Source organism: Leifsonia sp. McL0627 (assembly GCF_058244615.1).
Genome location: NZ_JBZCGM010000006.1, coordinates 811,231 through 822,614, shown reverse-complemented (window position 1 = coordinate 822,614; position 11,384 = coordinate 811,231). Strand labels below are relative to the sequence as shown.

Annotated in this window: 13 protein-coding genes and 1 riboswitch; of the genes, 5 read left to right on the top strand and 8 right to left on the bottom strand. The window is 70.4% G+C overall.

Going from position 1 to position 11,384, the window contains the following annotated elements; translation table 11 throughout:
- The first annotated feature begins 390 nt into the window (after positions 1 to 390).
- The 3 genes from AC37TH_RS19875 to AC37TH_RS19865 are packed head-to-tail and all read left to right on the top strand — an operon-like array spanning position 391 to position 2,603.
- Positions 391 to 1,143, top strand: a complete 753-nt coding sequence (locus AC37TH_RS19875) for an aggregation-promoting factor C-terminal-like domain-containing protein (protein ID WP_490766067.1) — start codon at positions 391 to 393, stop codon at positions 1,141 to 1,143.
- A 45-nt stretch (positions 1,144 to 1,188) separates the two neighbouring features.
- On the top strand, positions 1,189 to 2,247 hold the full coding sequence (locus AC37TH_RS19870; protein ID WP_490766066.1) for a uroporphyrinogen decarboxylase/cobalamine-independent methonine synthase family protein: 1,059 nt from the start codon (positions 1,189 to 1,191) through the stop codon (positions 2,245 to 2,247).
- Between the two features lie 2 nt (positions 2,248 to 2,249).
- Positions 2,250 to 2,603, top strand: coding sequence for a metallopeptidase family protein (locus AC37TH_RS19865; protein ID WP_490766103.1), 354 nt, complete (start codon positions 2,250 to 2,252; stop codon positions 2,601 to 2,603).
- 118 nt (positions 2,604 to 2,721) lie between these two features.
- Here AC37TH_RS19865 and AC37TH_RS19860 read toward each other — a convergent pair whose 3' ends face one another.
- The 6 genes from AC37TH_RS19860 to AC37TH_RS19835 form a co-directional block, all read right to left on the bottom strand.
- Complete coding sequence (locus AC37TH_RS19860) at positions 2,722 to 2,985, bottom strand: hypothetical protein (protein ID WP_490766065.1); 264 nt, start codon at positions 2,983 to 2,985, stop codon at positions 2,722 to 2,724.
- Positions 2,982 to 3,695 (bottom strand): nucleoside/nucleotide kinase family protein, encoded by a 714-nt coding sequence (locus AC37TH_RS19855; protein WP_490766064.1) that lies wholly within the window; start codon positions 3,693 to 3,695, stop codon positions 2,982 to 2,984. The genes AC37TH_RS19860 and AC37TH_RS19855 overlap by 4 nt, the downstream gene beginning before the upstream one ends.
- Positions 3,679 to 4,458 carry an energy-coupling factor transporter transmembrane component T family protein gene (locus AC37TH_RS19850; protein ID WP_490766063.1) on the bottom strand — a complete coding sequence of 260 codons (780 nt, stop codon included), beginning with the start codon at positions 4,456 to 4,458 and terminating at the stop codon, positions 3,679 to 3,681. The genes AC37TH_RS19855 and AC37TH_RS19850 overlap by 17 nt, the downstream gene beginning before the upstream one ends.
- The gene (locus AC37TH_RS19845) at positions 4,455 to 5,861 is read right to left on the bottom strand and encodes an ABC transporter ATP-binding protein (protein ID WP_490766062.1); all 1,407 of its coding nucleotides are present in this window, start codon (positions 5,859 to 5,861) and stop codon (positions 4,455 to 4,457) included. The genes AC37TH_RS19850 and AC37TH_RS19845 overlap by 4 nt, the downstream gene beginning before the upstream one ends.
- 143 nt (positions 5,862 to 6,004) lie before the next feature.
- Positions 6,005 to 6,631, bottom strand: coding sequence for an ECF transporter S component (locus AC37TH_RS19840; RefSeq protein ID WP_490766061.1), 627 nt, complete (start codon positions 6,629 to 6,631; stop codon positions 6,005 to 6,007).
- A gap of 36 nt (positions 6,632 to 6,667) precedes the next feature.
- A riboswitch (TPP riboswitch) is annotated at positions 6,668 to 6,768 on the bottom strand.
- A 25-nt stretch (positions 6,769 to 6,793) separates the two neighbouring features.
- On the bottom strand, positions 6,794 to 7,129 hold the full coding sequence (locus tag AC37TH_RS19835; protein ID WP_490766060.1) for a spore germination protein GerW family protein: 336 nt from the start codon (positions 7,127 to 7,129) through the stop codon (positions 6,794 to 6,796).
- 110 nt (positions 7,130 to 7,239) lie between these two features.
- On the opposite strand from AC37TH_RS19835, the gene AC37TH_RS19830 reads away from it, so the two are divergent.
- Entirely contained in the window at positions 7,240 to 8,151 is a 912-nt protein-coding gene (locus AC37TH_RS19830) for an endonuclease/exonuclease/phosphatase family protein (protein WP_490766102.1), read from the top strand.
- A 51-nt stretch (positions 8,152 to 8,202) separates the two neighbouring features.
- Here AC37TH_RS19830 and dinB read toward each other — a convergent pair whose 3' ends face one another.
- Positions 8,203 to 9,471, bottom strand: coding sequence for a DNA polymerase IV (gene dinB / locus AC37TH_RS19825; protein ID WP_490766059.1), 1,269 nt, complete (start codon positions 9,469 to 9,471; stop codon positions 8,203 to 8,205).
- A 65-nt stretch (positions 9,472 to 9,536) separates the two neighbouring features.
- Between dinB and AC37TH_RS19820 the strand changes: the two genes are divergently transcribed.
- Positions 9,537 to 10,541: an aldo/keto reductase family protein gene (locus AC37TH_RS19820; RefSeq protein ID WP_490766058.1), complete on the top strand. Its 1,005-nt coding sequence runs from the start codon at positions 9,537 to 9,539 to the stop codon at positions 10,539 to 10,541.
- An 87-nt stretch (positions 10,542 to 10,628) separates the two neighbouring features.
- On the opposite strand, the gene AC37TH_RS19815 is transcribed toward AC37TH_RS19820, so the two are convergent.
- Positions 10,629 to 11,276 carry a hypothetical protein gene (locus AC37TH_RS19815; protein WP_490766057.1) on the bottom strand — a complete coding sequence of 216 codons (648 nt, stop codon included), beginning with the start codon at positions 11,274 to 11,276 and terminating at the stop codon, positions 10,629 to 10,631.
- Positions 11,277 to 11,384 lie beyond the last annotated feature (108 nt).

Here is an 11,384-nt window from a genome sequence, read left to right as displayed (position 1 = left end):
CTGCGGCGGAGCAGGAGCACCTCGCAACCCTCGCCGCTGAGCAAAAGGGCCTCTGATCAGCACCACCGCACACACGACTTTGCCAGGCTCTGTGCCTGAACCGTCCAGACTGACCGTCTAACGTAATCGGGTCGACGGCACTGTACGCCGTCGTGCCGTGCACCTGCCCGCATCCATCCCCCGACTTTCCGGATGCCCGCCTTCGTTTCGCGCGGCACACCCGCGCTGCACGCTGCACGCCATCGGACCGCCCAGGTCATCGGTGGCTCACCCCTGTGCCTGCGCGGTCGTCAGCCCGCCGGACCGCGGTTCTTCGAAACGCGGCCCGTGCCTTCCCTGCGCCCCGCTGCGCCTGGACGGCAGGCGGGGAAGCCCGAACACAGGAACCACATGCCCCTCACTTTCAACAACACTCCCATCTCCCTCAAGCACATCGTCACCGGTGTGACCGCCGCCCTCATGACGGCGTCGCTCTTCGCGCCGACGATCGCGCAGCAGCAGAGCGAGAAGCAGACCCGCGAGCTCTCCGAGTCCACCGGGATGCACCACGAGCAGCTCGGCGTCTACGAGAGCATCGTGCGCGACCGACTCGAGAACGAAGCGAAGACCACGATCGTGGGCGCCAGCCGCACGGTCGCCGCATACCAGACGAAGGCCGACCCGACCGCCGCGAAGACCGCCATCGCCGGTCTCGACAGCTACCACAAGCTCGACGACTCGAAGCTCCGCACCACCATCGACAGCGCCAAGGCGGCCTCTGACGCCCTCGCCGCCGCCGCAGCAGAGGCCGACCGCCAGGCCGCGGCCGCCGCAGCCGCCGCCCTCGCCAACGCCAACACCCCGGACGGCGCCAAGTCCGTCGCCCGCTCGCTCCTGGCCACGCACGGCTGGGGAGACGACCAGTTCAGCTGCCTCAACAACCTGTGGCAGAAGGAGTCCGGCTGGAACTACCAGGCGTTCAACGCCGGCAGTGGGGCGACAGGCATCCCGCAGGCGCTCCCCGGCAGCAAGATGGCCTCGTTCGGCACCGACTGGCAGACCAACGCCGGCACGCAGATCAAGTGGGGCCTCGACTACATCTCGCGGTCGTACGGCACCCCCTGCAGCGCCTGGTCGCACTCGCAGTCGGTCAACTGGTACTGATCCGCTGATCCGCAGCGGAGCGACGGCCCCGGTAGACTCGCGCGGGTGAACACCCACGCGATCCAGGGAGCCCACCTCGTCGGCAGCGTCAACCTGCCGGACGCGGAGAGCGTCTTCCGTACCGTCAGCACCCACCTCGGCGACCGGATGCGCCGCATCCCGGACGGCGAGGTCGGAGAACGCTTCTACTGGATCCAGTTCCAGACCAAGCGGTTCGACACGATGGAAGGCCTCTCCCGCCTCCCCATCGAGCCGTTCTACATCCGCGAGATCTTCGACGGGCGCCCCTTCGTCATCGACGAGGGGGTCTCCGCCGACGACCTCGTCTTCCCGAACCTCGGATACGCCGACGCGGCCATCGAGTCGTACGCGACCTTCGACCGGCTGCGCGCGGCCGGTGAGATCGCGGACGGCACCCGGTTCCAGGTGTCGCTGCCCACCCCGGCCGCCATCGCGGGTGCGTTCGTCGTCGCCGACCACCGTGCGGCGTTCGAGCGCGCGTACGAGCGTGCGCTGTTCGGCGAGCTCCAGCGCATCGTCGACGCGATCCCGCACGACAGTCTCGCCATCCAGTGGGACACCGCGGTCGAGTTCGCGCTGCTGGAGTCGGCGAACATCCGGTCGCACCACGCCATCGTGCCGTGGTTCGACGACGTGCTCGGCGGCGTGATCGAGCGTGCCGTTCGTCAGGCCGCCGCCGTCCCTGCCGATGTCGAGGTCGGCTACCACCTCTGTTACGGCGATGTCGAGGAGTCGCACTTCGTGCAGCCGACGGATGCGGGTCACCTGGCCGACGTCGTCTCCGGCGTCCTCGCCGCGACCGCCCGCCCCATCGCCTGGTTCCACCTGCCCGTGCCGATCGAGCGCGACGACGCCGCATACTTCGCGCCGCTCGCCGCCGTGGAGGTGCCGGAGGAGACCGAACTGTATCTCGGGCTGCTGCACCACGAGGACGGCGTCGAGGGCGCCGAGCGCCGGATCGCCGCGGCGACCACCGCGCAGCCACGATTCGGGGTCGCGACGGAGTGCGGCTTCGGCCGAGGCCCCAGCGAGCGGACCGTCGCCCTGCTCGACCTGCACGCCGCCACCGCCCAGGCCTGGTGACCGTGCCCCTCCAGCTGGATGCGGACGCGTTCGAGCAGCTGGTCACCGACGAGCTGGACGACCTGCCGGACGAGATGATCGACGGCCTCGACAACGTGGTGTTCGTGGTCGAGGACAGGCCGGAGGACGGCTCGCTCGACCTGCTCGGGCTCTACGACGGCGTCGCGCTCACCGAACGCGACAGCTACGGGTTCGGCGAGATGCCCGACCGGATCATCCTCTACCGCGAGCCGCTGCTCTCCATCTGCGCGAACCTCGACGAACTCCGCGACGAGGTCCACGTGACCCTCGTGCACGAGATCGCGCACTACTACGGCATCGACGACGACCGGCTGCACGAGCTCGGCTGGGCCTGAATCGCACTCCGCCCGCGCGTCGCGTCCCGCTCGCGCGCGACTCGCGCGCGCTCCGCTCGTGCGAAAGGTGCGGTGCGGACGAGCCGCACCGCACCTTTCGCACGAATCGATCGACGGGTTAGAGGGACTCTTCCTCTTTCTCGGTCTCGACGGGGTCGCTGTCCGGGGCGTCGAACGAGTACGAGACGTACTTCTCGCCGCCGACGGTGCGCTCGGCTCCCGCCACGTACCAGAACAGCGACTCGAGACCCTCGATCGCGGCGACGGCGCCGATCCGCTCGTCGACCTTGCCGCCGATCAGGAGGCGGCGCTCGGTCGTGCCGGCAAGGGGTCCGTCGACGTACTCGACGATGTACTCGGTCTCAGTCTGATCAGCGCTCATGAGACAACGTTAGCCCCGACTGAGCCGCCCGGGGCGTTCAGACGCGCGGCGGCCAGCGGCCACCCGGTCACGTCGAGCACCAGCGAGGCGTTGTCCCTGGGATGCTCGCGCGCCACATAGCGCTCGAAGTCGTGCTGCCACTGGTCCCAGTGGGTGGCGAAGGAGAGCCCGTCGCGGGCGAGCGCGCGTTCCTTGCGGAGCGTGTCGTCGGCGTCGAGCCAGAGCGCCAGGTCGGCCAGTGCGGTGTTCGCGCGGGCGAGCGTTCCGCAGCCCTCCACGATCAGGGGCGCGATGCCGGTGACCGTGTGCCGCTCCCCCGGCCGGTCCGCCGCCCAGTCCCACTGCCGCCACCATCCGGCTCCGGATGCGCGGAGCGGCGCGAGCAGGTCCGTCCCGACCGCGTCGCTCGCGGCGTCCAGCCCGCCCCAGCCCGGGTACAGGTCGTCCATCCGCACCAGCCGTGGCGTCACGTCGCCCGGCCAGTCGCTCACGAGCAGGTCGGCGAGCGAGCTCTTGCCCGCCCCGCTCGGGCCGTCGATCAGGACGACGGGGGCAGCATCCTGTGCCGCCGCCGCCGCGATCGCCCGCTGCACGGCCTCCCGGAGCCGCTGCACCGGGTCTCCCGGACGAAAGCTCTCTCGCGGCCGCCCGGTCTCTCCCGCCCGCACGGTCTCTCCCGGCCGCTGCTCCACCTCACGCCCCGAAGACATGCCACGTCCCTGCCGCGATGGCGGCCGACGCCGCCGTGACGGCGACCCCAAGCGCCACCGCCAACGCCACCCAGTCCCTGCCGCGGAACACGCTCGGCCGCGCCCAGGTGCGCGCACTGCTCGCGCCGAAGCCGCGCGCCTCCATCGCTGTCGCGAGCTTCGTGCCGCGGCGGATGGACAGCACGAACAGCGCGAACGCTTGGCCGAGCCACCGGCGCACCGCACCGCTCTCGGAGAGGCCGCGCGCGCGGCGGGCGAGCGTGAGGGCGCGCCAGTCGTCTGCGAACAGCCCGACCAGTCGCAGCCCCGCGAGACCGCCGAGCACGAACCGGGCGGGCAGGCGCAGCACCTGCGCCAGCCCGTCGGCGAGGTCGGTCGGGTCGATGGTGATGAACAGCAGCACGGCGGGCAGCCCGATGGCCAGGATGCGGAGAGTCGTCGCGACGGCCAGCTGGATCGAGCCGTCGCTGATCTCCACGAACATCCACTGCACGTAGACCATGCCGCTGGTGCGCCCGTAGAGCAGCGTCGTGATACCCGCGAGCGGCGCCGCGATCCAGACCGGCGCCGTCCGCACCGCGAGCACCCGGAACGGGATGCGCGCGAAGCACATCAGCACCAGTTCGATGCCGAGGGCGACCGCGGCCGAGACGATGTCGATGGACAGCAGCAGCACCACCGTGACGATGAACGCCGCACCGAGCTTGGCCACCGGGTTGAGGGCGGCGAGCGGTCCGGAGCGGACCGGGGCGATGATGCTCACGCGGCCACCTCCGATGAGGCTCCGAGGCGCAACCGGTCCGCTCCGATGGCGGTGACGAACTCGTCGTCGTGGGTGGCGGCGACGATGGCGTGGCCGTCCGCGCGGAGCTCGGCGATCATCTCGACCAGTCCGGCCCAGGTGTTCGCATCCTGGCCGAACGTCGGCTCGTCGAGCACGAGCAGGGTCGGCCTGGTCGCCAGCGCCGTCGCGACGGAGAGGCGGCGCTTCTGGCCGCCGGAGAGCGTGAACGGGTTCGCGTCGGCGAACGGGGCGAGAGCGAGCCTGGCGAGCAGTTCGTCGACACGCGCCGTCACCGTGCCGTCCGGTTCGCGCATGGCGCGCAGTCCGACCGCGAGCTCCTCCCGCACCGTGGAGGCGACGAACTGGTGCTCCGGATTCTGGAACACGCTGCCGATGCGGGTGAGCAGGTCGCGCGAACGCCAGGCGGACGGCTCGGCGTCCGCGTCGCCCGCGAGCGCGCGCTCGGCGCGGAGGACTCCGCCGAGCGGAGGGAGTAGGCCGCCGATGGTCAGCGCCAGGGTCGACTTGCCCGCGCCGTTCCTGCCGACGAGCGCAAGCGCCGAGCCTGCGGCGATGCGCGCATCCACTCGGTCCGGCAGCACGCTCGCGTGCGCGGTCGCTGGTCGCTTCGCGGCTCCGCTCCTCCGCTTCGCGCGGTGGGCGATGGCCGGGCCGCGCCCGAACGCCAGCGCGTCCGCGGTCAGCAGCGGCGCGCCGGCGGTCACCGCCGCCGCAGCGGGGACCGGCTCGTCCGGCAGCCAGACACCTGCGCGCCGCAGTTCGTTCGAGGTGTCGGAGAGGACCGCATCCGGATGCCCGTCGGCGAGCACGCCGCCCTCGGCCGAGAGGACGATCACCCGGTCTACCAGGCCACGCCAGATCGAGACGCGGTGTTCGACCACGATCAACGTCGAGCCGGAGTCGGCGAGCACCGAGGCGACGGCTTCGCGCACCTCGACGACCCCCTCCGGATCGAGATTCGCCGTCGGCTCGTCGAGCAGCAGGAGCCCCGGTCGCATCGCCAGCAGTCCGGCGAGGGCGAGGCGTTGCTTCTGCCCGCCGGACAGCTGCGCGGTGGGATGGTCGAGCGGCACCCGCAGGTTGACCGCATCCAGTGCCTGCCGCACCCGCGGCCAGATCTGTTCCCGCGGCACGCCGAGGTTCTCGCAGGCGAAGGCGACGTCGTCGCCGACGCGAGCGAGAATCACCTGCGCGTCCGGGTCCTGCAGCAGCAGACCGCTGGCGCCGCGCGCTTCGGCCGGACGCCGCCCGCCGACCGCGATCGACCCCGTCGACTCTCCGTCGTCGTCACCGCCGAGCACTCCGGCGAGGCCTGCCAGCACCGTGCTCTTACCCGCTCCGGAAGCGCCGAGCAGCAGCACGCGCTCGCCCGGCCGGATGCTCAGGCTGAGACCCCGGACGGCCCAAGCGTGCCGTCCGGAGTATCGCCAGCCCCAGTCGTCGAGCTCGACGGCAGCCGGAGCCGACGCCCCGCGCTGCCGAGCGTCGTCTCCGCTCCCGATGATCAGACCCTGCCTGTCGCCTCGCGGCCCGACGCGAACCTGCTGAGCGCCCCCGTCTTCGCCAGAGCGCGGACGAGCAGCCAGGACAGCAGCCCGGCCACGAGGATCCCGGAGATGGTCGTGGTGATCGTGTACGTGACGATGAAGAGCGGCTTGGAGCCCGGGTACCAGTAGAGGAGATCGAGGATCGACTCGGCGATGCCCGCCCCGGCACCGGCCAGCAGTGCGACGGGAAGCCGCCAGTTGGCGTAGAGGAACGCCGCGAAGACGAGCTCGGCGCCGAGGCCCTGCACGACGCCGGAGAGCAGCGTCGCGAAGCCCCACTGCGTGCCGATCAGGGCGGACACGATGGCGGCGACCAGCTCGGTGTAGATCGCGGCGCCCGGCTTGCGGATGATGAGCGCACCCAGCACGCCCGCGAACAGCCACGGGCCGTTCAGGATGCCCTGGAAGCCCGGGAGCACGGCGCTCACCGGTGCGGAGATCGGGTTGTCGATCTGGCCCCACGCCCAGAAGATGACGCCGGCGGCGACCGCGACGACGCTGGCCACGACGATGTCGACGACCCGCCAGCGCAGGACGCGCGTTCCACGACCGGAGGTGGTGCTCGGAGAGATTGTTGCGTGCACTGTTCGTGCCCTTTCGCTCAAGGAAAAGAGGGCACGGGATGAATGAGAATGTCTCCCTGCGCTGGCATGATCCAGATCAGGTTCAACGGTCGAAACTTGAGAAGTTTCCTCTCAGCCCGGCTCACCGGACTCCCGTGTTCGTGAGTCAGTCTAGTGCGTTCGTCACTTCTTCAGGGCTTTGATGACACGGGCCCACGCGTGACCGGCCACCCACACGAACGGGATGGCGACGACGAGCAGCGTGATGATGTTCGGGCGGAAGTGCACGCCCGTCTCGTCGTTGATGTATGCACCGAACGGGATGCTCACCCCACCGCCGCCCGCGCCGCCCGGGGCGTCCGCGTCCTCGCCCTCACCGGCGGATCCTGCGCCGAAGCCGTACTGCACGGCGGCGACGGGGACGATGGTGGTCCCGTCGATCTCCACCGGCTCCCCGTAGACGGACTTGATGCCGTTCGAGCTGATCGTTTCCGCGAGCTTCAAGGAGATGTTCGTCATGCAGCCACCGTACCCTTCCGCTCCCAGGCTCACCAGGGCACTGCTCAGCCCGCATCCAGCGTTTGCGGCGGGTTCTCAGCAGTCCACCGTGAATAATCGTGCGAGTGTCGATGATCCGTTCCCGCCGTGGCCCCCGCGGCATCGTCGTCGGCCTGCTCGCCCTGGTGGTGGGTGCCGTGCTGCTCTGGCATGACCTGTTGCCGAACATCGCCGGCTCGGCGTCGATGATCGAGACGTTCCTGCCCTGGCTCGGCGCCCTCATCCTGCTGCTCGGCATCGCGTCGCTGCTGCGGCTGTCGCTGTTCGGCGCTCTGTGCGTCGCCGCAGCCGCCGCCGTGTGGGGCAGCACGTTCGTCCCGGCGCTGCTGCCGTCGATGCACGCCGGAGCGCCGTCGCTGACCGTCGCGAGCGAGAACATCCACGCCCAGAACAGCGCGGCGGGCAGCATCGCGAAAGACCTCGCGGCCCGCGCACCGGACGTGATCGCCCTCCAGGAACTCGACGCCACCTCCCGGGAGACGGTCGCCGCTGTGCTCGCCCCCGGTTACCCGCACAGCTCGATCGTCGGAACGGTCGGCCTGTGGAGCAAGTATCCGATCAGCGATGAGCAGCGCCTCGACCTCGGCCTCGGCTGGGACAGGGCGCTCCGCGTCGACCTCGCCACCCCCGGCACCCCGACGCGCGTCTACGCCGTGCACCTCGCGTCCGTGCGGCCCGGCGCCTACCAGTCGCGCGACACGATGCTCGCCCAGCTGGCGCAGACCGTGAAGGCGGACGACGCCACCAAGCTGATCGTCGTCGGCGACTTCAACACGGCGAGCACGGACAGGAAGTTCCAGCCGCTGCTGTCGACCTTGACCGAGGCGCCGGACAGCACGCTCGGCTTCGGCTTCACCTGGCCGGCCGAGTTCCCGGTCACCCGCCTCGACCACGCGCTGGTGCGCGGGCTGACCAACGTGACCAGCGACGTGCTGCCCGACAACGGCAGCGACCACCGCGGCATCATCGTCGGCCTGCGCTGATCCCGGATACGCCGATTCCGGATGCGCCGACCTCGGATGCGCCGACCGGGCTCAGTCGCTGAGCCACCGCGGGTTGCGGCCGTCGTCCGCCGCCGCCTCCGCGTCGCGCTGGCGTTTCACGAGCGAGGCCGGCCCGATCATCCCCCGTCCGAATCGCGCGCTGACCGCGTCGAGGGTCCGCTCGGTCTCCCGCCATTCGTCGTCGGGGTCCCAGAGCGCGAGCGTGTCGCCGCCCGCTTCGAGGAGTTGTTCCGCCCGCACACCGATCAGCCGGATCGGGGTGCGCCCGAGGTCGAGGCCCTCGTAGATCTGCCACACCTCCTCGAAGATGCGCCGGCCGACGTTCGTGGCCTCGCCGAGCGTGCGCGACCGGGTGACCGTGCGGAAGTCGGAGAACCGCAGTTTGAGCGCGACCGTCCTCCCCACCAGACCGTTCTTGCGCAGCCGCTCCCCCACCTGGTTGGACAGGCGCAGCAGTTCGCGGCGCAGCCGGTCCTGGTCGGAGACGTCCGTCTCGAACGTCATCTCGTGCCCGACGCTCTTCTCGCGCGACTCCGTCACGACCGAGCGCGGGTCCCGTCCGTTGGCGAGTTCGTGCAGCTTGCGCCCTGACGCCTCGCCGACCGCCTTCACCAGTACGTGCACCGGGGCGTCCGCGAGGTCGGCGACCGTGCGCATTCCGAGTCGTTCGAGCGCCTGCTGGGTGCTCGCGCCGACGCCCCAGAGCGCACCGACCGGCAGCGGGCGCAGGTAGGAGACGATCGCGGTCTCCGGGATGACGAGCACGCCGTCGGGCTTGGCCCGGCCGGAGGCGAGCTTGGCCATGAACTTGGTCGGGGCCGCTCCCACAGAGCAGGTGAGCCCGGTCTGCTCGAACACGCGCGCCCTGACGAGCTCGGCGATGCGCCGCGGCGAGCCGAGCAGCCGCCGGGCTCCTGCGACATCGAGGAACGCCTCGTCGATGCTGAGCGCCTCGACCATCGGGGTGACCTCGGAGAAGATCGCCATGACCTGCTCCGAGTACTCCTTGTACTTGTGCATGTGCGGCGGCAGGATGATCGCCTGCGGGCAGAGCCGGATCGCCTGCGACATCGGCATCGCGGACCGCACGCCGAACTTGCGGGCCTCATAGGTGGCGCTGGTGACGACCGAGCGCGGGCCCGGGTGACCGACGATGGCGGGCTTGCCGCGCGCATCCGGCCGGTCGAGCAGTTCGACGGAGGCGAAGAACGCATCCATGTCGACGTGCAGGATGGTGGCGGACGAGTCATCGATCGGCTCGGTGGTCACCCGTCTGTCGCTGCCGTCCGCTCGTCCCACGACTCCAGCTTGCCACGCACCACCGACACGGGCGCTGGAAAACGGTTTCGGGTAGCGTGAACAGCATGGAATTCAGGTACCTCGGCAACAGCGGACTCAAGATCTCCGAGATCATCTACGGCAACTGGCTCACCCACGGCTCCCAGGTGGAGAACGACATCGCGACACAGAGCGTCCGGGCAGCACTGGATGCGGGCATCACCACGTTCGACACGGCTGATGCATACGCCAACACGGCGGCGGAGCGCGTGCTCGGCGACGCCCTCAAGGGCGAGCGGCGCGCCTCCCTGGAGATCTTCACCAAGGTGTACTGGCCCACCGGGCCGAAGGGGCACAACGACGTCGGCCTCTCCCGCAAGCACATCTTCGAGTCGATCGACGGCTCGCTGGAACGCCTCGGCACCGACTACGTCGACCTGTACCAGGCGCACCGCTACGACTCGGAGACGCCGCTCGAGGAGACGATGCAGGCGTTCGCCGACGTCGTGCGCGCCGGAAAGGCGCTGTACATCGGCGTCTCGGAGTGGAATGCGGAGCAGCTGCGCGCCGGCGCGGCGCTGGCCAAGGAGCTGAACGTGCAGCTCATCTCCAACCAGCCGCAGTATTCGATGCTGTGGAGGGTCATCGAGGAGAAGGTCGTGCCGACCTCGGCAGAGCTCGGCCTCTCGCAGATCGTCTGGTCGCCGGTCGCGCAGGGCGTACTCACCGGCAAGTACCTGCCGGGCGCTGAGGCTCCCGAGGGCAGCCGCGCCGCCGACGAGAAGGGCGGGGCGAACGCGATCAAGTCGTTCATGAACGACGACGTGCTCACCGCCGTGCAGCGGCTCCGCCCGATCGCAGACGAACTCGGGATCACGATGGCGCAGCTCGCTGTGGCGTGGGTCCTCCAGAACCCGAACGTCGCCGGCGCCATCGTCGGAGCATCCAGGCCGGAGCAGGTCGCCTCGAACGCGGCCGCCGCCGGCATCCGCCTCTCCGGCGACGTGCTCGCCCGCATCGACGAGGCCGTCGGCGACGTGGCCGTCACCGACCCCGCCCAGACCGTCTCCCCCGCACACCGCCCCGCCTGACCCGGTCCCCCCACAATCGAGTCGGGACTTATGCACGCCTGACCACGGCGTGTCGCGTGCATAAGTCCCGACTCGATTGTCAGGGGGCTAGACGAGGGCGGCGACGACGGGAGCGAACCAGGCGCGGAAAGCCTGGGAGTCGTCTCGGAGGGTGGTGCTGAGGACGACGGAGTGGGGGCCCACGATCCAGGCTCCGCGCTCGGAAAGCGGCAGGACGGCGAGGTCGAGGCGGAAGTAGCCCGCCTGACGGCGCAGCTCGTGCTCGCGGTCGCGCACGACGTCGACGATGTCCGCCGCGCGTCTCGCGTGCGTCTCGATGCTCGCGCGGGCGTACTCGTCGTGCCGCTCCGTCGCCCAGAGCAGCGCCTCGTCGAAATGCTCCAGGATGAGGTCCTGCAGCTCGATCGCCCGGTCGAACGCGGTGAAATGCGGCGGCTGCAACAGCGATCCGGACGCCCGTCGCTCCCGGTCGGAAGCCACCGCGAACCAGGCCAGCCACTGCTCGGCGAGCGTGCTCCGCGCCCCTCCAGGATGCACGGGCGAACGGCGAACGGGGAGCACCGGCAGCGCTCCGGTCGCCGGATGCAGCACCGGCGCAACCGCTGGGGACAGGCGCGGGATGACCGGATCGCCGATGCCGTCGAGGTGTCCGAGGTCGCGGAGGGCGAGCGCCATCAGCAGGTCCCAGGGACAGTCCTCTGTGACCTGCCATCGAAGGGTGCCTTCGACGAACATGCCGTCATTGTATGAGCGTCAGCCGCAGGCCACCAGTACACGTGGATACGCGGGTGTCCGCACACGAGAACGGCCCGCCCTCCCGAAGCCGGGGAGGGCGGGCCGTGC